This window comes from Methanomethylovorans sp. (assembly GCF_050177135.1).
In the GTDB taxonomy this organism is placed as follows: domain Archaea; phylum Halobacteriota; class Methanosarcinia; order Methanosarcinales; family Methanosarcinaceae; genus Methanomethylovorans.
The window spans coordinates 1-26,492 of sequence record NZ_JBFXHJ010000006.1 but is presented as its reverse complement, the minus strand read 5'-3'; the positions used below and the strand labels follow the sequence as shown (position 1 = coordinate 26,492).

Genomic DNA, 26,492 nt, shown 5'->3' with positions numbered 1-26,492 from the left:
GTCCGGGATTGAGCATTGCCCACAGGGGCACTATAGTTGTTAACACCGCCACACGGGTGGGAGCGAATTGCCGGCTGCATGCTTGTGTGAACATTGGCACAAAAGCTGGCTATGAAGACGTAGCGCCCAAAATAGGGGACAATGTTTACATTGGTCCCGGGGCCAAGATATTCGGACAGATAGAAATAGCGAATGGAATAGCCATCGGTGCAAATGCTGTCGTAAACAGGTCCTTTTTGGAGCCCAACATGTCGATCGCAGGAGTGCCTGCTAAAAAGATAAGTGATAAGGGCTCTGAAGGCATGCTTGTAAAGGCAACGGAACGTATGACGTAATTATCTTAGCCCATAATGATCTACAATGGAAAGGAGATCAGAACAGGGTCTTATATATATCCACTATATTCTTCCCGATCTCCGCCCACGTGAATTGCGCAGAATATGCTTTGATCTTCGTTGTATCCCAGGTTTTATCCAATGCCATCAAAATGGTCTCTGCCAGTTTTTCCGAATTTGCCGGCTCAACCAGCAATCCGTAGTCATCCGACACAATGATCTCCGGAACGCCGCCTACTTTTGTTCCTATGAAAGGCTTGCCACAGCCCAGGCACTCGAACATGACCGTCGGGTTACCTTCGTTCAAACTTGGCAATACGAATATATCACAAGAATTCACCCACATGGGGATCTCATTATGCAATTTACTTCCCGGCAGCTTTACATGATCCTCTAAGCCCGCATTTTTGATCTGTTTTCTGAGCTTGTTCTCCGTTTCCCCGCCACCAACTATGAAGCAAAGCACATCTTTTCTATGCTTCACCACTTCTTCCATAGCTCCGATCAGGTAATTGTGGCCTTTGATCTCCACCAGGTTCCCGACTGCGAGTATTATTTTCTTATCCAGAGGTAAATCTAAAGCCTTCCTGCATGTTTCCATATCCATAGGATGGAATTGATCCGGCCTGTACCCGTTTGGTAAAATATGAACAGGGGTTTTCACGTTCAATTTCTTAATACAGGATAAATTGCTATTGCTCACAGTTATTATCCTGTCTGCCGAATTGAGCACATATTCAATTCTTTCTTTCCATTCTTCATCTTTAAAGGGCAATCCATAAATATCATATCCGTGCCCCGTTACCACAAAAGGAACATTGTATTTTTCCTTAAGTTTTGCACTTGCATATCCTGAAGACCATGTGAAATGAGAATGGATCAGATCGAACTTTATATTATGTTTCCTGATCGATCTTTCAGCAGCTTTGAAATGTTTCTCCCCAAGCTTCTTATACTGGGAATTAAGGGGAGCGTATAAAATAGGGGTCGGATGAACAGATAGATTTGAAGGAATATTATTAAGGTCTATCTTGTAGTCCAGCTTGAACGTTTCCAAAAATGGCGTCTTAACGTATTTATAAAACTCTGAGATGGGATTGGATCTAACTAACACTGAACATTCTTTAAAATAATGGCATGTACTGTTAATAGATTCTTTTTGGAAATTATTGTAAGCCTGTATTATGAACAATGCTTTTTTGTCAGTCTGATTCAAGAAAACACCTACTGTTGATCTTTTTCAATGATTGTGACCTTTTACAGCTTGCAGCTGTTCCAAAATGCCTTTTTGATCATGGACTGGAGATCCATGGTTGATAAGGACCAGTTTTCAAGATGGATAAAATTGCACTTTGCTTTCATTCGTCCACCAGTTGTAAATTTCTTCACCGCTGGTCATCCATGCATTTTTATCATAACAATATTTAAGTATTTTCTCATATAATAATTTCCAATTCTTCCTGATAGGCCAGCTGAACGGACCATTATGCCACAGCAGAGTGATTACACCATTATATTTCTCTACGGTATCAATGAGCCTTTTCGAATATTCAAATGCCTCATCTAAGGACTTTGCGTAGGAGAACAGGGCGCCGTCCATAATGACCAGCGGCAGTTCCAGTATATCTATAGCCTCATTTTTATCTAAATTATATGGCTTAAATGGATGACACATGCCATTCCTGAATCCTATCATGTCATCGTACCCAAGTGTAGAATCATACTTAAAACCGGCTTTGGCTAGTAACTCCCATGTATCCGGAGCCTTAAACCTCAAGTAATGGTTCCTGTATCCTATGACCTTTTTCCCTAATGTGCTTTCCAATCTCGCTTTTTCTTCTTTCATGCTCTCCGGACTATTATAGGTATAATAACCGCCATGTACCCCCACTTCACATCCGTTATCCAGAATATTCCCCAGCTCATGTCCTATCTCTTCAATGTCGTATCTGAACCTGACCGGATCTTCCTTTGCAGTGATAAAATAGAAAGAGGATCTCGCACCATATTTCTTTTCTATGTCCATGATCTCGCTAAAGTTCAGGTATGGAGAATGCTCCTTTCCTTTTATTTTCCATGCTATTTGTGGTTTGAACGAATTATAATCCAGTGTCTTCAAACAATATAAAAAAGAAGACAGGATGTGACTGGATGGGGGATAGATATCATCAATATCGTGGGTCAGACAAACTGCAAACCTTTTATTATCCGGATATTCCACCTTCAAACCATCAGATACCAAAAACTCGGAAACCACTGGTTCAAAAGCGTTTTTATTCTTGCTGTTGGCATAATTGAATCTCTGATGCTTATCCAGTTTAGCAGGAGAATACTCTTCTTTTATGGTAAATATATCCCATAGTTCAGAATTCTGATCCAGCATCAACTGAGACCTCCAATGATAGAAGCGATCTTTTCAGCAGCATCTCCGTTTCCAAACCTGTTCCTGTGCAGTTTTAATGATGGACGGAACGAGCTGACCGCCTGGAATATCTTTGCTTTATCAGTTCCTACAAGAATATTCCAGCCATCCTCAATAGTTTCACCCCATTCAGAGTTCTCTCTGAGCGTTATACATGGGACCTTTAAAATATATGCCTCTTTTTGGATTCCGCCTGAATCAGTGAGGATCAGTTTTGAATGACCCATCAGCTTTATAAAATCCAGGAAGCCAAGAGGTTCTACCAGTTTCACGGATGAGTTCAGCCTTTCATAGAGGCCATACTCTTTCAGCAGCTTCTGGGTCCTTGGATGCACCGGAAATACAATGATTTCGTCCAGTTGAGAGAACGCATCAACAATATTTTGCAGATTTTCCTTAATATCTGTATTACTTGCTCTATGAATTGTAGCTACTGCATATTCTTTGCTCTTTAAGTTAAGATCAGATAAGATCGTTGATCTTGTTTCTGCTATTTCCTTATTGTGCAAAAGGGAATCGGCCATCACATCGCCAGTCAGATAGACATTATCCTTTATTCCTTCCATTTTCAGATTATCAACTGCATTTTCAGTGGGACAGAACAACAGGTCAGAACAGTGATCGGTCAAAACCCGGTTGATCTCTTCAGGCATTGATCGGTCAAAACTTCTTAACCCGGATTCCACATGTGCATTTTTAATATGCAGTTTTGCAGCTGCAAGAGCACCGGCAAGTGTCGAATTGGTATCACCGTATGTCAAAACGATCTCGGGTTCTTCTTTGATCAGAACCTCTTCTATTTTCTTCAGCATTTCTCCTGTCTGATATCCATGTGAACCTGAACCGATGCCGAGAAAATATTCGGGTTCAGGAATATTTAACTCAGTGAAGAAAACATTATTCATTTTATAGTCATAGTGCTGACCCGTATGGATCAATACCTCTTCATGATCTTTTCGTAATTGTTTGGAAACAACAGATGCTTTTACGAACTGAGGTCTCACACCGACTATGCTTGCTATCTTCATGATCTCACCTTAATTTGAATTAAAGGAAACGCCTGCTTTTGTTTCCTTTAAACTTTCCGGATAATTTTCAATGAACCACACTATAAATGCGGTGACATCAATTTTGTCATTCAGTAATTTTTCTCTTTTCTTGCTCCACTCTTCCTTAAGCGTGGGTACTTTTACAAGTTCAAGTGCTTTGTTCAATGCTGCTTCTGAGTCACTGTAATTAAAGATCAGATCATATTTCTCTTCAAGTTCGATGAAATTGGACATATCATCTTTTCCCACAAAAGAATTGCAACGGATCGCAGGCACGCCCAAAACGGCAGCTTCCGTTGTCATGGTCTGGCTGTCGCCTACGAACATCTGTGCATAGTACAGCAGATCATGTATCTTTTCCGGAGAAACTCTGACCCTGTATTTTTCCAGCTCCGGCTCCAGCTTACCTTCTGAAGTGATCAGTACCCGTCCATATTTCTCGAGCTCTTGAGCGAACTTTATTTTGTTTTCTATACCATGATGACCAATGTCATGATCTGCATTCCATGTAACAAACCTGAAAATTACGTATCTATCCTCTGTAGTTAGACCAAGCTCATTAAGAGCTGCTTGTGAGGGATGAAAATAATCCGGATGCAAGTAAGCCAGTTCTTTGTACCCGTTCAAGTATAATTGATTATCCCCTATCTTCTTTTTGTATGAGGACGGAGTAAAGATAACAGAGGCAAAACGATCTGTTAAAAGATGTTCTATGGTTCCTTTTTCAGAGTCCTCGAAAACTATAGAAGGCTTGTGTATAAGTTTGCCCACATGAGCACTATATGCATTACCTGAGCCACCTACCAGAATATCGGGTTTGAAAGAGCGGGCAATTTTGTAGAGTCTTTTCTCGATCTTCAATAATTCAACGGCCTTTGAAAACAAAGTTGGGCAAGCACTTCCAACTATATCATACTCAAATCCATAAGCATCCAACAGATCCAAAGACACATCTTTAGCAACTGCTGTCATTTTACAGATATGGCCTTTGCTTTCAAGGATCCTTATTGCGTTCCTGAAGAAATGAACTTGAGCAGGATGACCAACATTAAAAAGTACTCTCATTTTTTCACCGTTATAAGATTTCTGCATGATGATTAATTGCCGTTCTTACTTTTACTCACAATGAAAACTATTGCACAGGGAAATTTCGTTATTTTAGATATAAGAATGTGTATTTTCGTAGATAGACCAGTAATGGCGAAGCGGCGTAAGATCTTTATAGTGATATGTCTGTCGTAAAAATATATTTTTTCAATATTGCTTCCAACACTTTCAAAGAAAGATCTGAGATCTTCAATCGTATGATTTTTCCAATTCGTTTTCCTGACAAGCCCTGTTAGATTCGAATTATGTACCAGGACCAATATACCTCCTTCAGCAAGCATGGAAAGATATTTTGTCATTATTGGTTTATTTAGATCGATCCCAAATATTGAGAAGCCCGCCATAAATATAATATCATATTTCTCAGTGAAATATTTTTCCGGATATCTTCCATCAGCAACCAGAAATGTGACACTTGAGTTATTTTTTATCCTGTTTTCTTTTGCCTTCTCTATCGCACTTTCATCATAATCGAAGGCAGTTACCTTTGCCCCGTATTTTTCAAATAATAACGAATGATGCCCGGTCCCACAGCCAACATCAAGGACACTTGGATCTTTCTTATTAGAGCATTTTATACATTTTTGAATAAGGTACTTGTCCTCATCGTAATATTTAAACCCCATTTTTACAATAAGTTTATTCTGGATGCTGTCAATGATCTTCACTTTCTCATCATCCTCAGTGCTTTCTTTGCGGAATTGAATGCCAGGTCCTGTACCCAGAATAAAGCCCACCTGAAAGTGGTCGATGTCCAGCGATCCGGATGCAGCGTGATGTATAGATTTTCCATCTTGCCGGTCTCTATCAATCTGATAAGGTCATCAGTTGTTTCAGCGACGAACTTTTGCGTCCTTCCCGGAATAAAATCTCTAAGGTTATTCTTTGAGTTCCAGCCCCTTCCGGTATCAGTAAAATAATTAAGTTCTTCTCCGAGCGATAAATACGCTTCGCCGATAATTCCAAAATCCTTGAAATCATATCGGTTCCAAAGGTCCCGGTTATCATACTTTGATAGAGAGGCTCCATGCATACTTATGGTTTTCAGGGTACATATGCTTCTGAATCTCTCTACTTCTTCCTCGAACATCTTTATCGCTTTTTCATAGTCACCATTGGAGTCACTCAAAGTCTCATAATGATACCCGATCTCATGTCCCATTGCTTCGATCTGTTGCATGATCTCAGGAACATAGATATTCCTTTTAGCTCTGAAATAATAAGTTGCGCGTATGCCAAATTCCTTTTCGATGAGGGCGGTCCTCAGTGAAGGGACCGCCTTTCCATCCACATCGTGGCGCATCAGGACAAAACGCTCTGGCAGATCGTTGCCAGCGGTCAGATATTGCTCTATAGTAACAGAAGTATAGTTCTCAGCTAAGGCAGAACAGAGCTCACGAAACTTCTCAGTGGTAAAATCGAGGTCCTGAAAATTTAACACTCAGAATCACCCACTGATCTCAAACCATCTACGAGATCTTTCAATGGCACTACATTCACGTCGTCTAAATTCTTTAGGATATAGCGTATCCTCTGCTCAACAATATCTCCTTTAATTATCCAATAGAAGGGACGGCCTTTTCCAACTTTCGGAAACTCTTCCCTGCAGATATCGATGGGATGGAAGTAAAATATAGTGTGGCCCCTATTCAAGCTCTGTCTGATACCTTTCAGGATAAGGTTAGCACCAAGGAACCTCAGCATTGGTCCTCCAGACGTCGGTATTTTGATCCCTACATCATAATAGGACCAGGGGAATTCAATAAGGTCTCCGGTAGGAGCCGGTTCAAGGCTGCCCTTTGCCGGATAATAAGGAACGGTTGAAACAGAATTCAACGAAGAATCTGTTTTATTATACAAAGAGTTCACAGCCACTGAGGAATCATACTTAAAACCCATTTTTCTAAGCGAATCGAGCATTTGTCCGGTTACTGCTGCGTTCGGTGCACGGAAACCAATTACTTTTTGTCCGGAGGCCTTTTCCAGTATCTTCTTTGCTTCTATTGTGCTCTGTTCGAACTCTTCGATGGTCAGTAAAGGCTTTTTTGTGTTAGGATTGATACTGCACCTGTGATCGGCTCCATGACATGCGATCTCATGACCCCTTGCAGCAATGGACTCGATCAGACCCGGGTAGTGTTCTGCAACATCCGCCACTATAAAGAACGTGGCGGTCATGTTAAATTCATCAAGTATGTCCAGCACCCTTTTTGTCGGCTCACTTAAATAGTCGTATCTTCCTTCCCATTTTTCAAAGAATTCTTTGACATTTTTATATACTGAAAAATCAGACCCGCAAACAGAAGGAATATGATACCAGTCTTCAATGTCAACTGTTATTGATAAGCTTCGATTCACATGCAGCCGGTTCTTTCGTCCACCATACTCTATAAGGATGTTCTTCCCAAAATTTACAGCAAGGTCCATGGAATAATATGCACTCCATGAAAAAATATTAGATGACCACCGTTCGGGATGCGTAAGAATATAAAGATTATTAAGTTCTTTGCTTTCGATACGTCTTATGAGATCGATGGTATTATCAATGTCTATCTGCTGTGAATTTCCAGGAATATAATCCCTCATGTTATCCTTAAGGCCCCAGCATCTGCCGGTATCAGAAAAGTAGTTAAGCTCATCCCCTACGGATAAGTATGCTTCACCCACGATCCCGTAATCCTTATAGTTATAGACCTTCCAGAGATCACGGTTATCGAAATTTGACAGGGGTCTTCCGTGCATGCAGATCGTTTTAACATCACATATCTGCCTTAACTTTTCCAGATTAGAACGGAAAAGCTCGATAGCTTTTTCCGGATCACCATTGGCCTCGCTCAGCACTTCATAGTGATACCCGATCTCATGGCCCATATCTCTGATCTGCTTTATTATATCTGTGTGGAATTCACCTCGATTGGACCTGAAATAATAGGTTGCCTTGATCCCAAGTTCCTTTTCTATCTTGGCGGTTTTCAATGCATTTCCAGGAAATCGGTCTATATCATGACGCATGATGACGAATTTATCAGGATGAGGTTTGTCAAAATACTCTAATACTGTTATAGTTGCATAGTTCCTGGATATTGCTTCGCATATATTGCGAAACCGGGGAAGAGAAAAATCGAGGTTGTCAAGATAAGACATCAGATATCACCACTAGCAAAGATTTCGACGGAATTGATTTTGTTTGCCCATAGGTCCCATATGATCGCCCTATGACCTGCTGCCCGGGAGCATATTTACCCATTTGATCGGAATGATATGTTTTAGGTGTCATCATCTCTATTTTTTAATGAACGGATATCTTCCCTAAAGACCATTCTACTGTAAATACGATGGATAAGTTAGTTCCAGACCACACCCCGGACATCTGTTTCACTATCCTGCATAGATTTGTCAGATTCCTGCATGTCAAACAGCATAGCAAACAAAGTGAACTGTATCCCAGTGATCAGCAATAGAGCGTCCAGCAATGGGGAATTCGGAGACACTGGCCAGCCAAGGAACAACTTGGAGGCAAAAATGTAAGCTCCAAAGAGCAGGCCAATAGGCACCAGTACCATGCCCAGGGTATAGAAGAACACCAGAGGATGGAAACTCAATATCATGTACTTCATCTTAAGGCGCCACAGGAATTTCCTGAAAAGCATACCAGAAACACGGAACATGAACTTACTGTACTTGATAGAAGACTTTTCCTGACCGTAGCGGGCAGGCATTGTGACATCCATGGTGCGGAAACCAAATGTGTTGAGTTTGACAAGCATATCATTGCAGTATCCGTAATAAGTGAAGAGGGTGTCTATATCAATACCGGAGAGGGCTTTTCGGGAGATAGCAGTATAACCGTTCTGAGGATCCATAATATGCCAGTATCCGCTGCTGATCTTATTGATCATTGTCAGAACAGAGTTACCAAACAGACGCCATTTGCTCATGCCGCCCCTGAATTCCTTGCTAAGGAGACGATTGCCTTTGGTATAATCCGCTTTGCCCTGAATGATCGGCATGAGAAGCTTAGGAAGCTGGTCAGGGTTCATCTGGTTATCCCCACCCATGACCACAATAAGATCCATGTTCTCTTTCAGGGCGCGTTTGTACCCATGCAGAATAGCTGCACCAACACCCTGATTAATTTCATGTGTGATCACATGCAATCTTGGATCTTTTATGGATTCCAGCACCTGTGCAGTTGAGTCGGTGCTTGCATCATTGATAACAAATATCCTGGAAACGTAGGGAGGAATACCGTCAACTGTGATCCTTATAAGTTTTTCTTCGTTGTAGGCAGGAATGACCACACCGATCTTGCGTTCATGCAGAACAGCATGTTCGTCACTGACGAAAATGGATACTTCTACTCCTTTTACATCAAGCCCCGCATCTTGTACGTCCTTAAGCAGAGAATATTCCACAGGGACTTGTGTTCCATCGAATTTAAGGACATCAAAAGTATTGGATGAAAAAGCACTGAAACCAGCATATCTGCTTTCCGAAAGGTAAAATGTTTCCTCTACAACGGTCTGCTGTTCTTTTCCATTTTTATCGATGAGGATCACGGGCATAGATTCATGGCCTTTTAACTCACCTGTGACAACATCAGATTGTAACCAGAAGATAGGCTCCAGAAGTTTGGGGATCTCATCGGGATTATGGCATCCGTTCGGATAAAGGGTCACAATGATCTTTGGCTTAAGTTTATAAGCCTCCTGAAAACCAGTTTTTAAAGCCTCAGCCCTACCAAGGGGCTTATCGTGCCGGACAAGGGTTATATCCATACTTGTGGCAATGAACGCTGTGGCATCATCACTACAATCATCCACAACTATGATCTCATCAACATAAGATCTTGCTTTTTTGATGATATCCCTTACATACACTTCTTCATTATAAGCAGGAATTACAGCAACTATGGTCAACTATTTAGCCCCCGCATTAAAAGCCGGAAGGTGGCATACTTATCGTAAACCTCACATTCGCTTAGTATCGCTATGTGCATATTATCTAAATATCTATCCATGCAAAGCAATATAAATGTTTCTTTATATTTCAGTCGCTTTTAAGTAAATAATACATAAGGCTCTCATTAATTAAGTAAGTTATTGTTTTTGCATATCAAAAAGGCTTGTATATTAATAAAAATATGTAGATATATTTTGAATACAAGTATCACTTACCAACACCTATGATGGTGGAAGCATCAATATAGCCACAACGATTTAATCCAATGATACAAATTGTACTTCAATGAAATTACCTTGCCAAACTATAGTGTGGGATGTTCTCCCAGCGATAAGAGCAGCTATAGCGGAGGAATTAGTAAAACTTGGGGTGTCACAGCAGGAAACCGCCCGTCTGCTGGACATGGCTCCGTCTGCAATTTCCCAGTACCTTTCAAAGAAAAGAGGATATAGAATAGAGTTCGAAGATGATGTTAAAGTAGCTATCAGATCCATTGCCCGGGACTTGAGCAATGGAGAAATTGAGAGTTTACCACAACGCATTTGCGGCATTTGTACAATGCTGCGTGAGCCTGGCACAGGCTGCAGCCACCATTGCAAAAATGATGGCGAGAACTGATATGTTATCGGTCAATATCCGCTATTGTCACCGCAGTTGCCTTCGTCTTTCAAATACTCTTCCGCATCGGTATTATTCCAGACCTCATTATGTGGCCCGCTAAAACTATCAGCCTGAATACCTTCTTTTTTGATGAGGATCAACTTGTTGTCTTCAACTTCCACGATGATCTCATCGTTTGTTGACAGATCCATTTTTTGAACTACATTTTCCGGAAGTTGTATTTTGCGATCACTGGTAAGCCTGACACTTATACTCATATTTTTATCCGTAGTATTAATAGGCTATAACTGTTTAAATGCTTTACTGACAGCATTCTTCCAGTATATACAATGATCTGCCATAGTTTACTGAGCGCCTGATCCGAACATTATGCCATAGCTTGTAAAAGTGATCTGGCAGTCACTCTTACGTTCTCCTCACTGCCTACGCCGGGTTTCCATCCCAGTGCTTTTAATTTCTCTATAGAGAGCATCATTTTTGGCACATCGCCTTTCCAGCCCTGGGAACCTCCCGTGTATTTGAACTCAGGATCCAGTGCCATCTCTTCAGCCACTATTTCACCGATACGGGTGGCTGAAATGATATCTTCGGAACCGATGTTAAAGATATTGACCTGGTCGTTGCCTTTGAGGACAACGAGCATCATGGCATCCACACACTCTCTTACGTGCAGATAGGATTTGGATTGTGTCCCGTCACCCAGTATCTCCAGGTGAGCAGGGTCCCTTTTGAGCTTATGGATAAAGTCCACTATGATACCATGGGTCCCACGGTCACCTATTATATTGGCAAATCTGAAGATCCACGATCTCATATCAAAAGTATGACAGTAGGCTGTGATCATCGCCTCACAGGCAAGCTTGGACGCCCCGTACATGGAAATTGGAACTAATGGACCATAGTTCTCAGGAGTTGGAACGATATTGGCTTGCCCATATATAGTGGACGAAGAAGTGAAAGCGATCTCCTTCACATGCTGCCTGTGCATGGCATCCAGAAGGTTGTATGTGGCCAGAATGTTCTGGTCGAAATGCATCCTGGTATTAGAAGCTCCGATCCTTACATCCGGGTTAGCCGCCAGGTGAAAGACCTGATCCACATCATTGCATGCCCTGAGGATCTGATCCTGCTCAAGCAAATTCCCATTGATCAACTTGAAATGCGGATCATTTAAATGATGAGCAATCAACTCCATTTTACCGGAGCTCATGTTATCGAACACCACCACCTCGTGACCATCGGCCAGAAGCCTGTCAACAACATGACTGCCGATAAATCCGGCACCGCCCGTAACGAGCACTTTTTCAGATGAACCTGATCTCATCCTTCCACCATTCCAAAAAACATTACATCATCCCAAACATAACATAAAAACATATATAAGTGTTTTGAATTACCTTTACAGAAAATCAGGGATCATAAGATCGCAAAAAGAAAAAGTAGAAAATGTCCGGAAGAGACCTGAACTGCTCAGATCATTCCCTTCAATCTCTCAACAAGCTCCTGCCGGATACAGGCAGTGCGGTCCCCCCCACATACCATACCGCGGATACCTATGATATCGGGCTGGATGCGCTTGAGCACAGGAAGATCTTCGAACTTGAGACTGCCTGCAAGAGCTGATTCCAGACCCACCTCACGAATAGAACTGGTGAATCGGATGAGCTCTTCCTCGGACATGAATTCAAAGGTGGAACGGCCATCCTTGATACCCGTATCTACCATTACCACGTCCACACCGGCTTTTGCGCCGATGGCCGGGAGCAGGAAAGGAGAAATGGAATTTATGCGTTTATAATCAGAATATCCAGATGCTACTACCTTTTTGGAAGGGTCGAAATCCTTGACCGCTCTGTTGATGTTCGTAAGCATCTCCAGAGCCTGATCCTCTGTCTGCACATCGAACAGACCGACCTTTACATACTGAGCACCTGCAACTGCAGCACCCAGAGCTGCCAGAGACGCTGTTCCGGGTTTGTAATTAAAATCACCGATCGTTGCACTTATAGGCTTGTTGGAACCTATAGCCTCTTTCACTGACCTGATGACCCAGGGGAAGTTGGCGCCCAGAGAGCCTTCTTTGGGGTTCTTCACATCAATGATGTCAGCACCACCCTTGTATGCAGCGATAGCCTCTTCTTTGTTTATTGGGCTGACTAGCAATTTCATGTTAATGACCTCTATTTTATAGCATGAGAACGTCTATCAGTTAATATATGTTTCGTATCGTTTTTGTACTGGATTTATATAATATGAATGTGGTCCACGCTCAGGGTGGGAATCGGAAGAAATACCAACCTGTACATCTGGCAAGCCGCATCTGTAACACCTCAGAACCCATAAAGCTCATAGAAGAAGTGAAACCAAAAGAAATCTACATCGCGGACCTTAATATTCTGCAGAGAGAGGGGTATCACAATACCAACTTCGCGACGATCAGGCAAATATCCTCAAGGGTCAGTACGATGCTTGACCCCGGCATATCCTCACTTAAAGAGGCGATGGAAGCAAGTCCTCTTGCAGATACCATCATCATTGGAACCGAAACTGCATCCCTTCAGACCATAAAAGAAGTTGTTGCTGCTCTGCCTGGGAAAGTGAATGTCAGCATTGATAAAAAGTACGGGAAAGTGCTCACTTCCGATCCCCTCATGCCTCCTGAACCTGCTGACATCGTGCATCAGCTCAATGCTCTCGATATCCGGAATATCATCATCCTTGACATGGACAGGGTGGGCACATCCAGCGGAGTGGATTCACAATTCTTAAGTAACATTGTTTCCATTTCCCATCACCATGTGCTGCTTGGCGGCGGTGTGAAAGATATCGCTGATATCGAAAAGCTTGAAAGCATAGGCATAAAGGGCGCTCTTGTGGCAACTGCACTGCACAACGGTTCGATACCGCTGCACATGGCACAGCAATGACGAGAATAAAGGTGACGTACTTGGAAGAGATTGATACCACATCTGATACAAGATCTGAGATAACAATAGAAGAAGGCTTTGCAGAGATCAAAATGGGAGGCGGATGGTTCCTCACTATCAGCCTTGCTACAAGTGAGAAATATGACAATGAATATGTAGAGATAGCAAAAGAACGAGCCGGCCAGAAAAGGGGCCGTTTCAACCTCAACCCAAAATACATAAGGGACCTGGGCGAAACCCTCATCAAGTTCGCTGATGCTAACGATCTGTGATCCTTAGAGCCGGGAGAATTGAAAAAAGAATTGGAACAACTAAGTTCTTTATTCCCGGCCTTCTAATTCACGGCAAATGATCCCGAACACTTCTTCTTTTACTTCGTCCAAAGGTCTGTCAGCATTGACCACAACAAACCTTGAGGGTTCTTCTGCTGCAAGGCGCAGGTAATTGCTGCGTACTTTTTTCAGGAACTCCATTTTCTCGAACTTCGAGCGTTCCCCGCGTTCACCGCAGCGCTTTACAGCAACCAGGGGGTCAATGTCAAAAAGAAGTATCATATCTGGATCTATGGTCCAGCCTTTATGCAGGGAACGTATCCAGTCCAATGGCTCGTCAAATAAACCTGCAAGGGTAACTCCCTGGTAGGCGCATCTGCTTGCAGAATACCTGTCAGATATGATATTGGATCCATTTTCAAGGGAAGGGCGAATAAGCCTGGAAATATGGTCAGCGTGGTCTGCAAGAAAGAGCATGAGTTCCGCTATATGGTCCGTATCGCTGCGAAGGGCGCGGTTCACGGCATCACCAAGCCAGCTTGTAGTAGGCTCCCGGGTAAAGACACAACCTGAAAACCTTTTTTCATCCTGCAGTAACCGGCATATAGTAGACTTGCCGGAGCCATCGATACCCTCTAAAGTGATCAGTTTGCCTCTCATTCAATGAGTATCAATAAAGACAGGACTTATTAATACATAACCGCTCAGATACGATAAGTATTCCCGCTTCCGCACTGTGGACAGGTTACCTCGAAGAATTCAGGGTCTGACTCAAAGACATGATCACATGAGCTGCATTTGAAATACACCATGGACTGGTTGATCTCGGCCATTATTTCACCACTTAAAAATATAAATAAAAAATATATGAATATATCGGTTACCCTTTATGAGATATAGTGCTTCTTGTACAGATATTTTTCAAGCTCTATAAGGAAGAAAACTGTACTGGAAACCACTATGATCATCAGCCAATCCACAACACGAAGAGGTGCTGTGGAAAAGACAGAGTTCAAAGCGCCATTATAAGTTATCAGCAACTGGAGCAACACAACTATACCAATGCCCAGCAGCATGTACTTGTTAGACAGCAGATCTTTGTAGACATACTCATACATGGACTTGGAATTGAACAGATAGAAGATCTGGAAGAACACTATCGTGTTCAAAGCAACCGTGCGGGCTGCAGTAAGGTCCCCATCCCTCCCCATTTTCAGGAAGAATGTAAGATAAGCCCCTGCAACTATCAGCAGGGATACGAACACTATCCTTCTCTTGATCAGAGGAACAAGAATGGATTCCTTTGGCGGCCTTGGCGGTCTTTTCAGTATGCCCCTTTCCTTTGGCTCCATAGTGATGGGAACACCAAGTCCGATAGCTGTCACCGTATTGAGCCATAGGATCTGCAAAGGCACCAGGGGCAATGTGATCCCCAATAAAACTGCAAGCACTATGGATAGTCCCTGTCCGCCGTTCGTGGGCAGTGTCCATAATATGATCTTCTGGATCTTGCTGTAGACATCCCGTCCTTCTTCGATAGCCGCTACAATGGAAGAGAAGTGGTCATCTGCCAGCACCATGTCCGAAGCCTCTTTTGCCACCTCTGTGCCTGTTAGGCCCATGGCTACGCCGATATCCGCTGTTTTAAGGGCAGGAGCATCATTGATTCCGTCCCCTGTCACAGCCACAACCTCTCCTTTTTTCTGCAGCAACTTCACTATTCTTAACTTATCCTCAGGAGAGGTGCGTGCAAACACAGAGACAGAACCCAGTTTTTCGCTCAGATGCTCATCTGACATTTTCTCCATATCGCCTCCTGACAGAGCATCTGCGGATTCTATCCCTATTTTCGTTGCAATGGCATAGGCAGTTTTCAGATGGTCCCCTGTGATCATTATTACCCGAATGCCTGCTGTTTTGCATTTTGCTATGGCCTCCATCACATCATCCCTTGGTGGGTCCATCATACCTTGCAGTCCCACAAATACAAGGTCCCCAATATCCTCTGCTTCAATGCCCGCTACATCCTTAGGAACATCCCTGTATGCCATTGCAAGGACCCTCAAAGCCTCTGAGGCCATCTGCTCGGCAGCCTGCATAATACCTTCCGTATCTACAGGAACTAGTTCATTACCATCGAACTGTGAGACGCACATGTCAAGGACCGTTTCAGGGGAACCTTTTACATAGATCATCCGTGAGCCATCTTCCTTTTCATGCAGTGTGGCCATGAACCTTTGTTCCGGCTCAAAGGGGACCACGTCCTTGCGGGGGAGATAGAACTTACCGGCCTTAAGGCCAGATACGAGGAGGGCGCCTTCCGTAGGGTCACCATCTATGCTATTTGTCCCTTTGAAAGAAGCGTCATTGCAGAGCACACCCGCCTTAAGGGTTTCCACAAGAGCTTTATCCTGAAGCGGATCGACCTTGGACCCGTCAAGAAGAAAGTCACCTTCAGGTGAATAACCCGCACCTGTTACAGTGTAGGTCTTGCCTGCTGCGTACACCTGTGTCACTGTCATCTGGTTCCTGGTGAGAGTACCGGTCTTGTCAGTACAGATCACAGTGGCACTTCCCAGGGTTTCCACCGCAGGTACCGTACGGATGATGGTGTTCCTTGCAGCCATCCTGTTGACACCTATAGCCATGGTGATGGTAATGACTGCAGGCAGCCCTTCGGGAATAGCAGCAACTGCAAGGCTTACTGAAGCCATGAATACCTCTACGGTATCATATCCTTGCAAAAGACCCACAGCAAAGGTAAGTGCTGCAATAACTACGATGACAACAGAGAGGATGACGCTGAGCCGTGCCATCTTACGCAGCAGGGGGGTAGAGATCTCCTTGCTTTCCCTGATGAATTCGGATATCCTGCCTATCTGTGTGTCATTACCCGTTGCCACAACGATACCCCTTGCCTGACCCTGGGAAATGAGAGTTCCCGCAAAAGATATGTTCTTCTGGTCCCCGAAAGAGACACAGCCAGTGGTAATGGTGGCAATTTTCTTTTCCACGGGTACGGATTCCCCTGTGAGTATCGATTCATCTGCCCTCAGGTTCTTCACATAGAACAGGCGCAGGTCTGCAGGCACCCTGTCCCCGGATTCCAGCAGCACCACATCGCCTACTACAAGCTCCCTGCTTGGCAGCACCATACTGACACCATCTCTTAATACCCGCGCTTCAGGTACCAGTAACTTAGATAGTGATTCCAGAGCGTTCTGCGCCTTACCTTCCTGTATGAAACCGATGATGGCATTTGCCAGTACCACCAATGCAATGACCACTGCATCTGCATATTTCCCAAGGAACAGAGTGATGAACGCAGCTATCAGCAGCAGATAGATAAGAGGACTGGCGAACTGCTTCAGAAAACGATAAACAGGCCCATGCTCTTTCCTGGCCGATACCTCATTATATCCATCTCTTGCAAGCCTTATACTGGCTTCCTCGTTGCTCAGGCCATCCTGGTCGCTTCCAAACAATGAAAAGACATCCTCAGCTGGAATGCCACACCATTTTTCTTCTCCCATAAAAACAAAGAGCCCGTCCAAAAGATAAATAATTTACTTGATATTATATACAATACCTTTCCTGTTCGAGGAAAATGTACATGACGAACATTGGTGTGATCACAAGAGGCAAGTATGGTAAAAGGCTGATAGATACCATACTTGGCAAAACCGATCTGAGAGTTATCTCTGCCGGGGTTCCCGAACATCTCCCGGAGTTCATAGATGAGCCGGATGAATTCCTTGAGGAGCTGCACCTGGATGAAAAAGTGTTCAACGCAGAGATCCTGGTAACATATTCCCTGCACCCGGACCTCACGCCTGCCATAGCCAGGCTTGCCGGCAGACACGGAGTCGGCAGCCTAATCGTACCCGGAGGTGCATCAAAAGCGCCTGTGCAGGAACTTGAGCAGATCGCACAAGAATATGGCATGTACATAGAAGTGGAGGATATCTGCTGCACTCTCAGCGCAGATCCCGCTATATGTGAATTCACTGAAAAACTGTCACGTCCTCTCCTTGAGATCATTGTTCGTGAAGGAAAAGTGGATAAAGTTAAAGTTATCCGTGGAGCACCCTGCGGCAGCACCTGGCACATGGCAGAGGGACTGAAGGGGACGTCTATAGTAGATGCACCTGCTAAAGCCGGACTGCTGATACAGCAATACCCATGCCGTGCCGTAAGAGGAAACAAAGGCGGTATCCATGAATCTGCACAACTGCATAAGGATGCTGTTGCCAGGGCCATTGAAAAGGCCGACCTGGAAAAAGAACATTAGATTTTTGTGCAACTCCCTCATTATATATCAATGATGGATAACGCTGAAGTTGCAAAGCACCTGTATGAAATGGCAGAGATGCTGGAGTTCAAAGGGGAGAACGTTTTCAAGATAAAAGCATACCAGAAAGCTGCGCGGCATATTGAGGAGCTGGAAGAGGATATAAATGTCCTGCGCAAAAAAGATGAACTTGCCAATATTCCCGGTGTTGGAGAGGCAATAGAGGCAAAAATAAAGGAAATGCTTGATACGGGGTCATTCAGGGCCTATGAAGAGATCAGGCACACGATACCGGAAGAAATAGAAGAGATCACTGCCGTGCAAGGAATTGGCCCCAAGACCGCACATCTGCTGTACACAAAACTAGGCGTTAAAGACCTGAAAGGATTGCTCAAGGCTGCAGAGGAACACAGGATACGCAGGATCCCGGGAATGGGCGCGAAAATGGAGGAGAATATACTAATTGCAGCTAAACGCCAGCTTGCAGAAGGTAACATCGGAAGGTTCCCTCTGGGTGTGGCATTGCCTGTAGCCGAAGAAATATCCAGAAAGCTCGTTGATGGGGAATTGGTCAGAGAGGTCAGGATAGCGGGCAGCATAAGGCGATGCAAAGAAACCGTAGGAGATATCGACCTGATAGCCCGCTCAGATGAACCGGAAAAGGCCATAGAAGCCTTTACCCTTATAGACAACGTGCAGGAGGTCCTGGAGAAGGGAAATACCAAGGGTTCGGTGATATACCAGGGAAACATCCAGGTAGACCTGAGGATCGTAAAAGACGATGCATTCGGTTCCCTGCTTCAGCATTTCACAGGTTCGAAGGACCATAACGTAAAATTGCGCAAGATAGCCCTTGCAAAAGGCTTGCATCTCAGTGAATATGGATTAAAGAACGCTGAAACTGGAGAGCAAATACCTTTCTCTGCGGAAGAGCAACAATATGAGATGCTCGGACTTCAGTTCATTCCACCTGAACTGCGTGAGGACAGGGGAGAAATAGAAGCGGCAATGGAAAGGAAGATCCCTCGGCTTTTAGAGATCGGTGACATCAAAGGTGATCTTCACGTACATTCCAACTGGAGTGACGGTAAGAACACAATGGAGGAAATGGCACTTGCAGCAAGGGCTCTTGGATATGAATATATAGCTGTCACTGACCACTCCGGATCTTCTAAGATCGCAAACGGCCTTTCGGAAAAGAGGTTGCTGGAGCACATCAAAGAAGTAGAGGAACTTAACGAAAGCATTGAAGGCATACGTGTACTTTCAGGTACAGAATGCGATATACTTCCCAATGGAACACTTGACTACAGTGATGATTTGCTGGAACAGCTTGACATTGTTGTAGTTGCTGTGCATGGTGCTGTCGAACAGGATAGTAATACCATGACAAAGAGGATAGTAGCTGCACTGGAGAATGAGCATGTACATATCCTTGCGCACCCCACCGGCCGAAAATTCGGAAAGAGGCTGCCCTTTGAGATGGATATGGAAAAGATCATGGACACGGCTCTTGAATTCGGAAAAGTCCTGGAAATCAATTCCTCTCCCCAGAGACTTGACCTTAATGACAACTATGCAATGATGGCCATGGAGATGGGAATAAAACTTGCCATCAATACAGATGCCCATTCGCCCGATCAGTTTGCCAACATAAGATATGGAGTTGGCACTGCAAGAAGAGCCTGGGTCAAACCCGCAGATGTAGTGAACACCTTAGATCTAAAAGAACTCTGCAAGCTCTTAGGCACTCCCTAGGAGGGAATGAAGGATAATAACAGCTTTTTTATATACATGTACATAAATATGGAATTCATAAGCAATGTTCCTTAGAATGCTCATTATTAGTTGCAATATATCCGTTCATCCACGGAACGTGTCTGCATGTTCGACATCGTTCCGATCCTGCTCAACTATCCATAGGAGATAGCCACATGTATGCAAAATATGACTATTCACAGGTGGTCGTATGAATAACAGAAAGCCGAACAGACATGAAAGAGCAATGGTTAAGCACCAGATGGAGTTCAAAAAAGAGAAGATGAAACAGGAAAAGAGGAACGGCACTTATTACTGACTAAAAGTGAACTGAATAATCTGGTATGTATCATCTGGTATTTTTGGCCATTATATAAATGTTCACAGGGAAGGTGATCCCTTCCCAGATAATTATTTTCCTGACTGTAATTTAACACGCTGGGCAAGGATACATTTCCCGCCTCTTCTGCCTCCAAGAGGATTGAATGTGGTTCCCAGGGAATTCATACACCGCGCCATGACAGCAGCACCCCTTGCCAGACCATCGTCCACAAATACAACGTGTTCATCTATTTTGCCATTGATGCCCAGCTCTTCAAGGTATTTCAGGATGAGCTTTGGTTTATCACCAGTGATCCCTGCACGTCCGGTGACACCTATAGCAGTGTTCTCAAAAACAAGTCCATGTTCCTGTGCCACTTTTACAAGCCTCTGTACAACACGGGCCATTACATCATCTATTACAGCGAACAGGAAGTTAAGGCCGTGTTTCTCATTTATCTCAGCACCGATTGCCATGAGCTTGTCCATATCTGAGCCGTTTACACCTACATCACAGCCTATGAGCACAACACCTATCTCCTCCGCAGCCTGAGGGTTCACTGGTACGCTCCCGTATCTTTTAAAGCCTGAAGGCACTTTCTCAATACGTATATACTGCTGGATCTTTTCCGAGTACTCCTTTATCTGTTTACTTTTCAGCATAAGAGAAACTTTACCCAGGGATATGTTCTGAGCGATCTCAAGAGCAGTGCCTTTTTTGGCATCGACCTTACCTGTGCCTTTGATAAGCGCATCCGGTATAGCACCTGCATAACCGCAGAAGTTGCCGATGGTCCTTGCATAGGGCAATTCCTGTCCTATGATCCTGCCGTCCAGCGTGGTACCGAAGTCCATGGAGATGCAAGGGTTACGGAAATCCACATCCACCCATTTTGCACCTTCCTTGATGCCTGCTGTTGCAAGTTCTCCTTCCATTTCGTTGGCCACGATCTCCACACCGGTAGCTCCTTTGGGAGGTGTGACACTGGCAACTGCTCCGTCAAAGACGACCTTTTCCAGTTTGGTGTATTTGCGGAACTTCTCATGCATATTGAATACTGACATAGGAGGCGTCATACGATTCGGAGGTACACCCGCCAGGAGGCAGCCTTCAGCCAATGCCTTGATGAACTCACCAACTTCCTCAGGTGCATCAAAACCTGCCACAACCCCTGTGGAACGTACAACGAAATGAATGTCCGTCTTTATGTCAAGATTTGCCGCATCCACTGCTTTGAGAAGCGTGTCTCTTACAAGTTCGGCAATGGATTGTCGCGTAAGCTCCACACCGCTGAGGGTCCGGCCAAATATCTCCTCTCCGGGCTTAGGTGCTCTCACATCACGGGTCATGGTGACCGTCTTGTTTATAAGACGTGTTTTCCCGTCTTCAAGGTTCGTGGCTGTGAGGATACATTTGGTAGTGGTGTTACCTACTTCCACCGAAGCTACAATGAAATAGGCAGTGGAACCTGACTTCAGTTCTATAAGACGTACTGAAGGACTTTCGACGATTCTTGGTCTATAACCCATATTACAAGCTCCTATCTATGATGATCATATCAATTAATAAATGGTTCTAATCTTTGTAAAAGCAGGTGTTTAGGCAATGCCCCGGAAACACGGTCAACTAAATTACCCTGTCTGAAGACCAGTAATGTGGGAATGCTTGTTATCCCCAGGTTCTGTGCAATCATGGGATTCTGGTCGGTGTCAAGCTTGCCAAAAACGATCTTGCCCTTTAGTTCTGAGGCAAGCTGGTCGATGATGGGAGATAACATGCGACAGGGACCGCACCACTGTGCCCAGCAATCTACCACTGTCAGAGGATATTGTGATATGAACTGATCAAACGTGGTATCAGTGACAACCACTGGTTCTGCCGGATATTGACGTGCTTCAAGGGAACGCTGAAGTTCCTGAAGCCTTTTTTTCCTGATAGCTTCCAGATCGTCCATCTTACTCATCTTTGAATGATTTGTTCCATTATATTAAAAACATGATCCTGTAGTGTTCATTTTGATCAACAACGCCAATATGCCACTTTAGGAAATAAAGTTTTGCATGGTTGTGCTAATATCGCACACAACAAATCCGATCATCCTGAACATGTAGCATATATGTGAACAGAAGCGAGAATATAAGTAAGAGGGAAGCAAACACAGGCATATATCCCTGTTCCTATATATTTTAGAACATATAAGATGGTCAATGATATGAACACCTGGACGATCGAGAGACTGCTGGGCCTGGAACCCTATGAGTTCGAGGAGTTGCTTGGCCATTTATTCATAAAGATGGGATACAGAGCAGAAGTCACCCAGAGGTCAAGGGATATGGGAGTGGACATCAATATCTCCATTGAGAACTTTGGCCTGTCCCATACATGGATCGTACAGGCTAAACGCTATGTTGAGCCGGTGGGTGTTAAAGAGATCAGGGAATACAGCAGCCTGCGCTACAGGGATAATGTTGACGGAGTTATCATAGCCACTACCTCGGGTTTTACGAAGGAAGCTCAAAAAGAAGCCCTGGGCCATAATGTGAAACTGCTTGATGGTCCGTTGCTTGTGAAGATGCTGGAGCACTACATGCCCGAAGATCCTGACAGAAGTATACACCAGCATGCTCTCTCTGAAAACAGAGAAACATGGAACATTGAAGGTACTGTTCTCAAACAGGGGGAAAAGACCCTTGGAGAGACAGAGGTCTTCTTTAGGGGTGAAAGGGTCTTGATGGCCTGTACCAACAGGCGCATCTTTCTGATCAGAGATACAAACTCTTTCCTCTCTAAAAGAAGAGAGGTGCTTCACTCGATAGAGGTAAAGGATCTGCTGGGATGGGCACATGAAACGCCTTTAATGTATCTGGTCATGGGGGGAAGGCAGATAACAGTGCTGAGCATGCGGGCCAGGAAGCCGGAACATGCAATGGAGATGCTGGAATGCCTGCAGCAGGGATACATACGGGGAGAGCATTTGCTGAAGTTCGAGAGAACAAGAGATGAGTTCATATTACTCACTAACAAAAGAATAGCAAAGATCCATTATTCAGGCGGTGCAGATGAAATAAGCCTGAAAAATATACTGGGCACTGAGCTAAAGGGCGGCGGCCTTTTGAGCCGAAGTAAACTCCTCCTTATGGGAAATATGAAGGAAAATACCCTTTCTGAAATTGATTGCGCAGATCTGGCATCGTGGAAGGAAGCTATAGAAGCAGCTATAAGAGTGAGTTGAATTTAGGAAAGAGACAGATCTGAGATCAAAGTGTTGATGTTCGTACTACAGGGAACCCGGCTATGACTGCATCATTGCGGATAAAGACAATTAAGATCGCTTATTTTTCCGGCACAGGAAGCACGGCTAGGGTTGCTGGTGCCTTTGAGAACGAACTGAACAGACGCGGGTTATCTGTTATAAGGTCCGAGATCCGAGGAGGGAACCTTCGATCTGATGAGAAAGAAGATCTGTTGATATTGCTATTTGCCGTGCATGCGTTCAATGCTCCCCGAATCGTATATCAGTGGATCGATAGCCTTCCTGGTGCGAGACAGATCCCAGTGGCTGTCATTTCCGTTTCCGGTGGCGGAGAGATCTCACCAAATACGGCATGCCGCTTAAGTTCCATACGCAGGCTGGAAATGAAGAACTACAGAGTGGTCTATGAGAAAATGATGGTCATGCCTTCGAACTGGGTCATGAGAACAGATGACGGGCTGGCTATCAGGTTACTTTGGATCCTGCCATCTAAGGTGGAACGTATTGTTGATGAACTGTTGCAGGGAGTTATACGCAGGATCAGACCAAAGCTTATTGATTGCGTTTTCTCCAGGATCGGGGAAATGGAAAAAACCGGAGCAAGGTTCTTTGGAAGGAATCTGCGGGTAAACGATACATGCAATGGCTGCGGCTGGTGTGCAAAGAACTGTCCTTCAAACAACATCACCATGCTGAATAACAAACCTGTGTTCGAAGAGGACTGTATCCTCTGTTTGAAATGCATCTACGGCTGTCCCAAACAAGCTATTGGGGCGGGAGCACTCAAATTCATCGTCCTGAAAGAAGGGTATGATCTGCAAGCTCTTGAAAAAAGAATGCAGGGCGCTCAACTGGCTCCGGTAGAGGATCTCGCAAAAGGTTACATCTGGAAAGGAGTAAAGGAATATTTGCTTGAGGATTGATTTTCACGGCAATGAATACGAATTCTTTTTGCTGGTAGTTTTTACAAAACTCTAACATTTTTCCGGGTCTGTGAGCTGGGAATAAAAAACCGCCGATGATATCAGATGCACGCACTAAAATCCAGACATCCAGTGTCCAGCTCTTCTTTGCTTGATTCGGTGAAACAATCCTTGCAGACGCTTTTTCCCTTTAAGGGCATAAGCCTATCAGTTTCCTTTTTGCAAATATCGCACTTTTGCATTATGGATCCCTTTTTAATTGAATGGTCCAATGTTTAAAAATCTGTTGCATAATAGGTTAAAAAGGTAAAAGAAATGATGCATAAGTCTGAGCTTATCTATCATTTCCTCTGGCACGTATGATACTCACATCACTGCTCTGACACTCACCTTTGTCTTGAATTCATCAAGGGTTGTGTATGAATCCAGATAATCCTGAATGTCGGATGTCTGTACAGTAACCTCATACAACTCTTCGGTTCCATCGTACATTTCTATGATGATCTTGTCCGTATAAGGTGCGGTCTCAGCTGCCGCTCCCATGATATAAAGCCATATAAGGAGCGCATCCGTATCTGACCTCACAGGTGGCTGGTCATATTTGACAAGTACCTGCTCTTCAGTTACTTCCACAATAGCATCATCGATCCCCTGGAAAGCAAGGGATTCATAAATTGACATGCTTGCAGCCCTGTCAACACCATAACTGTCTGATACCATTGAATCCCACTTGTCGTTAGATGAGCTGTCATCGCCTCCACCTGAGAACATGAGGAACAACAATACTATTCCTATAATTGCAATCGTTCTTTTCTTCATAGGTCGTATTCCTCCCCATTATTGTAGATTATTTTAGGATTGCTACGCTTGACCACCTGGCAGTTGTCCCATTTCCAGGGTTTCCAGCTGCTACCAGAGTCTTTTATGGCAATATCGCCAATAGGTTTCTCCCATTCATCCGTAGGTATATAATAAGTTCCGGTTTTTGTTATAACCTTCACCCATTGGTCCGGATTTATCTCATGTTCTTCTCCGTTCTCATCGGTATAGGGCAAAGAATAAGATGGACCAGAGGAAGTTTGTGTCACTTTTCCGTATGAATTTAGGAATGCATTAGGTGTGGAAGTTCCAATCGGGCCATTAGTTATCACTCCCTGCCTTGCATCGCTGTTCTTTATAGCATCATCAAGTTCTGGCATAACCATAACTACCTTTTCAGCGACTTCTAACCCGGTCTTTATAAATTCACCAGCTACCGGTATCTTGTCGGCAATTTCCTGACCACTTTTTGTAACTGCATACAGAGCTTTTGCAGTGGTACCTGATGAGCCTTTCATATCACTTAGCTTCTTTGTGTCTTTGTAGGCACCATAGTACTTGTCCACTTCTTCTTTCATACTGTTGAGCTTGTCTAGTTTCTCAAAGTTCTTTGCTATCTTTGAGTCCCCATAAGTGTCTGAAATGAAAGAGGCTGCTTCATGTCCGGTCTTTAATTTTTCCATGCTTTCCTTTCTGGTCTTGTCCAGTGCATCAAGATATATCGTGTCAGTAAGCTTGTCAGCAACTTTCTCCTTACCTTCATAGTCAGGTCCCCCTCCAACACTTACTGAACTACCTGCCTCAAAGTTGAAGTCGTTTCCAAAAACATCTTTGATTATATGCATGTTAGATTCGACTTCCTGCTCTTCGCTTGTGTCTATTTCATCAAGTTTGTCTATGCCCTCAGAACTCTCATCTCTTAGCATACCAATAATCATAGCCTGCTCCTGCATTGATCCCACGAATTCTTCGGAAAGGACATAGTTCATCTGTATGTTCTGGATATCCTCAATATCCTGTTTGCCGATGTCCTCAACATCAATCTTACCTTCAGATTCGATAAGTCCTTCTTCTTCCAGGATATCATATGTCAGGAACAGTTCATCAATATCTATGATATCTTCTTCAGGGTTTTCAGTATCACTGAATTCATCATCGTATTCAGTGTATTCAGTATACTCATATTCTGCGCTGTCATCTGTTATCACTGGGATATCTTCAGGGTTCGTGTCCTGTATGAGATCATCTTCTATGTCTGAAGCAGAAGTATCTGTAGGATCATCAGTTTTTTCTTTAGTAGTGTATTCTTCCTGTTGTTCAGAATTATCTGTCGATCCTTCACCAATAGCACCGCTTACAAAGGATCTTTCCACGAGCGCAACAAAGACAATCTCTGCCACTGGCTGGAACACTGATAGAGGGACATTAAAA

At 43.9% G+C, this 26,492-nt stretch carries 26 protein-coding genes; 8 read left to right on the top strand and 18 right to left on the bottom strand.

The window, feature by feature from the left end; all coding sequences use genetic code 11:
• A partial coding sequence (locus tag AB7U21_RS01240; RefSeq protein ID WP_428386540.1) for a serine O-acetyltransferase occupies positions 1–335 on the top strand: 335 nt, incomplete at its 5' end.
• Between the two features lie 37 nt (positions 336–372).
• On the opposite strand, the gene AB7U21_RS01235 is transcribed toward AB7U21_RS01240, so the two are convergent.
• The 8 genes from AB7U21_RS01235 to AB7U21_RS01200 form a co-directional block, all read right to left on the bottom strand.
• Positions 373–1,392 carry a glycosyltransferase gene (locus AB7U21_RS01235; protein ID WP_428386538.1) on the bottom strand — a complete coding sequence of 340 codons (1,020 nt, stop codon included), beginning with the start codon at positions 1,390–1,392 and terminating at the stop codon, positions 373–375.
• Between the two features lie 273 nt (positions 1,393–1,665).
• On the bottom strand, positions 1,666–2,718 hold the full coding sequence (locus AB7U21_RS01230) for a polysaccharide deacetylase family protein (protein WP_428386536.1): 1,053 nt from the start codon (positions 2,716–2,718) through the stop codon (positions 1,666–1,668).
• Positions 2,718–3,785, bottom strand: a complete 1,068-nt coding sequence (gene wecB / locus AB7U21_RS01225; RefSeq protein ID WP_428386534.1) for a non-hydrolyzing UDP-N-acetylglucosamine 2-epimerase — start codon at positions 3,783–3,785, stop codon at positions 2,718–2,720. The genes AB7U21_RS01230 and wecB overlap by 1 nt, the downstream gene beginning before the upstream one ends.
• A gap of 9 nt (positions 3,786–3,794) precedes the next feature.
• A complete protein-coding gene (locus AB7U21_RS01220) occupies positions 3,795–4,871 on the bottom strand; it encodes a DUF354 domain-containing protein (protein ID WP_428386532.1) in 1,077 nt (358 codons plus the stop codon).
• A gap of 32 nt (positions 4,872–4,903) precedes the next feature.
• Positions 4,904–5,581: a class I SAM-dependent methyltransferase gene (locus AB7U21_RS01215; protein WP_333787490.1), complete on the bottom strand. Its 678-nt coding sequence runs from the start codon at positions 5,579–5,581 to the stop codon at positions 4,904–4,906.
• Positions 5,578–6,354 carry a hypothetical protein gene (locus tag AB7U21_RS01210; protein ID WP_333787489.1) on the bottom strand — a complete coding sequence of 259 codons (777 nt, stop codon included), beginning with the start codon at positions 6,352–6,354 and terminating at the stop codon, positions 5,578–5,580. Before AB7U21_RS01210 ends, AB7U21_RS01215 begins: the two co-directional genes overlap by 4 nt.
• Positions 6,348–8,057: a polysaccharide deacetylase family protein gene (locus tag AB7U21_RS01205; protein WP_333787488.1), complete on the bottom strand. Its 1,710-nt coding sequence runs from the start codon at positions 8,055–8,057 to the stop codon at positions 6,348–6,350. The genes AB7U21_RS01210 and AB7U21_RS01205 overlap by 7 nt, the downstream gene beginning before the upstream one ends.
• Before the next feature lie 200 nt (positions 8,058–8,257).
• Positions 8,258–9,832 carry a glycosyltransferase family 2 protein gene (locus tag AB7U21_RS01200; protein WP_428386529.1) on the bottom strand — a complete coding sequence of 525 codons (1,575 nt, stop codon included), beginning with the start codon at positions 9,830–9,832 and terminating at the stop codon, positions 8,258–8,260.
• 328 nt (positions 9,833–10,160) lie between these two features.
• Here AB7U21_RS01200 and AB7U21_RS01195 point away from each other — a divergent pair, with 328 nt between their 5' ends.
• Complete coding sequence (locus tag AB7U21_RS01195; RefSeq protein WP_333787486.1) at positions 10,161–10,493, top strand: transcriptional regulator; 333 nt, start codon at positions 10,161–10,163, stop codon at positions 10,491–10,493.
• 11 nt (positions 10,494–10,504) lie between these two features.
• Here the strand turns inward: AB7U21_RS01195 and AB7U21_RS01190 are convergent, their stop codons facing one another.
• The 3 genes from AB7U21_RS01190 to AB7U21_RS01180 all read right to left on the bottom strand — a co-directional run bounded on the left by AB7U21_RS01190 (position 10,505) and on the right by AB7U21_RS01180 (position 12,665).
• A complete protein-coding gene (locus tag AB7U21_RS01190; RefSeq protein ID WP_333787485.1) occupies positions 10,505–10,753 on the bottom strand; it encodes an AbrB/MazE/SpoVT family DNA-binding domain-containing protein in 249 nt (82 codons plus the stop codon).
• Positions 10,754–10,863: 110 nt separating this feature from the next.
• Positions 10,864–11,820: an NAD-dependent epimerase/dehydratase family protein gene (locus tag AB7U21_RS01185; RefSeq protein ID WP_428386526.1), complete on the bottom strand. Its 957-nt coding sequence runs from the start codon at positions 11,818–11,820 to the stop codon at positions 10,864–10,866.
• A gap of 146 nt (positions 11,821–11,966) precedes the next feature.
• On the bottom strand, positions 11,967–12,665 hold the full coding sequence (locus AB7U21_RS01180; RefSeq protein WP_333787483.1) for a (5-formylfuran-3-yl)methyl phosphate synthase: 699 nt from the start codon (positions 12,663–12,665) through the stop codon (positions 11,967–11,969).
• 47 nt (positions 12,666–12,712) lie between these two features.
• Between AB7U21_RS01180 and AB7U21_RS01175 the strand changes: the two genes are divergently transcribed.
• Both AB7U21_RS01175 and AB7U21_RS01170 read left to right on the top strand, forming a co-directional pair.
• The gene (locus tag AB7U21_RS01175; RefSeq protein WP_428386524.1) at positions 12,713–13,423 is read left to right on the top strand and encodes a HisA/HisF-related TIM barrel protein; all 711 of its coding nucleotides are present in this window, start codon (positions 12,713–12,715) and stop codon (positions 13,421–13,423) included.
• Positions 13,420–13,695, top strand: coding sequence for a hypothetical protein (locus AB7U21_RS01170; protein WP_292350663.1), 276 nt, complete (start codon positions 13,420–13,422; stop codon positions 13,693–13,695). The genes AB7U21_RS01175 and AB7U21_RS01170 overlap by 4 nt, the downstream gene beginning before the upstream one ends.
• Positions 13,696–13,743: 48 nt before the next feature.
• Here the strand turns inward: AB7U21_RS01170 and tmk are convergent, their stop codons facing one another.
• The 3 genes from tmk to AB7U21_RS01155 are packed head-to-tail and all read right to left on the bottom strand — an operon-like array spanning position 13,744 to position 17,228.
• On the bottom strand, positions 13,744–14,355 hold the full coding sequence (tmk, locus tag AB7U21_RS01165; RefSeq protein ID WP_428386522.1) for a dTMP kinase: 612 nt from the start codon (positions 14,353–14,355) through the stop codon (positions 13,744–13,746).
• A gap of 44 nt (positions 14,356–14,399) precedes the next feature.
• Complete coding sequence (locus AB7U21_RS01160; protein ID WP_333787480.1) at positions 14,400–14,528, bottom strand: zinc ribbon domain-containing protein; 129 nt, start codon at positions 14,526–14,528, stop codon at positions 14,400–14,402.
• 54 nt (positions 14,529–14,582) lie between these two features.
• Positions 14,583–17,228, bottom strand: a complete 2,646-nt coding sequence (locus AB7U21_RS01155; RefSeq protein ID WP_333787479.1) for an HAD-IC family P-type ATPase — start codon at positions 17,226–17,228, stop codon at positions 14,583–14,585.
• Between the two features lie 80 nt (positions 17,229–17,308).
• Here AB7U21_RS01155 and AB7U21_RS01150 point away from each other — a divergent pair, with 80 nt between their 5' ends.
• On the top strand, positions 17,309–17,986 hold the full coding sequence (locus AB7U21_RS01150) for a DUF166 domain-containing protein (protein WP_333787494.1): 678 nt from the start codon (positions 17,309–17,311) through the stop codon (positions 17,984–17,986).
• 30 nt (positions 17,987–18,016) lie between these two features.
• A complete protein-coding gene (gene polX / locus AB7U21_RS01145) occupies positions 18,017–19,744 on the top strand; it encodes a DNA polymerase/3'-5' exonuclease PolX (protein ID WP_428386519.1) in 1,728 nt (575 codons plus the stop codon).
• 411 nt (positions 19,745–20,155) lie between these two features.
• Here polX and AB7U21_RS01140 read toward each other — a convergent pair whose 3' ends face one another.
• Entirely contained in the window at positions 20,156–21,595 is a 1,440-nt protein-coding gene (locus AB7U21_RS01140) for a methanogenesis marker 14 protein (RefSeq protein ID WP_333787477.1), read from the bottom strand.
• 29 nt (positions 21,596–21,624) lie between these two features.
• Positions 21,625–22,029: a thioredoxin gene (trxA, locus tag AB7U21_RS01135; RefSeq protein ID WP_333787476.1), complete on the bottom strand. Its 405-nt coding sequence runs from the start codon at positions 22,027–22,029 to the stop codon at positions 21,625–21,627.
• 237 nt (positions 22,030–22,266) lie between these two features.
• On the opposite strand from trxA, the gene AB7U21_RS01130 reads away from it, so the two are divergent.
• Positions 22,267–23,298 carry a restriction endonuclease gene (locus tag AB7U21_RS01130; protein WP_428386516.1) on the top strand — a complete coding sequence of 344 codons (1,032 nt, stop codon included), beginning with the start codon at positions 22,267–22,269 and terminating at the stop codon, positions 23,296–23,298.
• Between the two features lie 62 nt (positions 23,299–23,360).
• Positions 23,361–24,242, top strand: a complete 882-nt coding sequence (locus tag AB7U21_RS01125) for an EFR1 family ferrodoxin (RefSeq protein ID WP_428386514.1) — start codon at positions 23,361–23,363, stop codon at positions 24,240–24,242.
• 366 nt (positions 24,243–24,608) lie between these two features.
• On the opposite strand, the gene AB7U21_RS01120 is transcribed toward AB7U21_RS01125, so the two are convergent.
• A complete protein-coding gene (locus tag AB7U21_RS01120; protein WP_428386512.1) occupies positions 24,609–25,061 on the bottom strand; it encodes a hypothetical protein in 453 nt (150 codons plus the stop codon).
• Positions 25,058–26,492: hypothetical protein (locus tag AB7U21_RS01115; protein WP_428386510.1), on the bottom strand; the 1,435-nt coding region annotated here is incomplete at its 5' end. The genes AB7U21_RS01120 and AB7U21_RS01115, both read right to left, overlap by 4 nt.

Coding starts and splice junctions, on each gene's coding strand:
- AB7U21_RS01230 (WP_428386536.1), bottom strand. CDS start 2,718: ATGCTGGATCAGAATTCTGAACTATGGGATATATTTACCATAAAAGAA.
- wecB (WP_428386534.1), bottom strand. CDS start 3,785: ATGAAGATAGCAAGCATAGTCGGTGTGAGACCTCAGTTCGTAAAAGCA.
- AB7U21_RS01220 (WP_428386532.1), bottom strand. CDS start 4,871: ATGAGAGTACTTTTTAATGTTGGTCATCCTGCTCAAGTTCATTTCTTC.
- AB7U21_RS01205 (WP_333787488.1), bottom strand. CDS start 8,057: ATGTCTTATCTTGACAACCTCGATTTTTCTCTTCCCCGGTTTCGCAAT.
- AB7U21_RS01195 (WP_333787486.1), top strand. CDS start 10,161: ATGAAATTACCTTGCCAAACTATAGTGTGGGATGTTCTCCCAGCGATA.
- AB7U21_RS01190 (WP_333787485.1), bottom strand. CDS start 10,753: ATGAGTATAAGTGTCAGGCTTACCAGTGATCGCAAAATACAACTTCCG.
- AB7U21_RS01185 (WP_428386526.1), bottom strand. CDS start 11,820: ATGAGATCAGGTTCATCTGAAAAAGTGCTCGTTACGGGCGGTGCCGGA.
- AB7U21_RS01180 (WP_333787483.1), bottom strand. CDS start 12,665: ATGAAATTGCTAGTCAGCCCAATAAACAAAGAAGAGGCTATCGCTGCA.
- AB7U21_RS01175 (WP_428386524.1), top strand. CDS start 12,713: ATGTTTCGTATCGTTTTTGTACTGGATTTATATAATATGAATGTGGTC.
- AB7U21_RS01170 (WP_292350663.1), top strand. CDS start 13,420: ATGACGAGAATAAAGGTGACGTACTTGGAAGAGATTGATACCACATCT.
- tmk (WP_428386522.1), bottom strand. CDS start 14,355: ATGAGAGGCAAACTGATCACTTTAGAGGGTATCGATGGCTCCGGCAAG.
- AB7U21_RS01160 (WP_333787480.1), bottom strand. CDS start 14,528: ATGGCCGAGATCAACCAGTCCATGGTGTATTTCAAATGCAGCTCATGT.
- AB7U21_RS01155 (WP_333787479.1), bottom strand. CDS start 17,228: ATGGGAGAAGAAAAATGGTGTGGCATTCCAGCTGAGGATGTCTTTTCA.
- AB7U21_RS01150 (WP_333787494.1), top strand. CDS start 17,309: ATGACGAACATTGGTGTGATCACAAGAGGCAAGTATGGTAAAAGGCTG.
- polX (WP_428386519.1), top strand. CDS start 18,017: ATGATGGATAACGCTGAAGTTGCAAAGCACCTGTATGAAATGGCAGAG.
- AB7U21_RS01140 (WP_333787477.1), bottom strand. CDS start 21,595: ATGGGTTATAGACCAAGAATCGTCGAAAGTCCTTCAGTACGTCTTATA.
- trxA (WP_333787476.1), bottom strand. CDS start 22,029: ATGAGTAAGATGGACGATCTGGAAGCTATCAGGAAAAAAAGGCTTCAG.
- AB7U21_RS01130 (WP_428386516.1), top strand. CDS start 22,267: ATGGTCAATGATATGAACACCTGGACGATCGAGAGACTGCTGGGCCTG.
- AB7U21_RS01125 (WP_428386514.1), top strand. CDS start 23,361: ATGACTGCATCATTGCGGATAAAGACAATTAAGATCGCTTATTTTTCC.
- AB7U21_RS01120 (WP_428386512.1), bottom strand. CDS start 25,061: ATGAAGAAAAGAACGATTGCAATTATAGGAATAGTATTGTTGTTCCTC.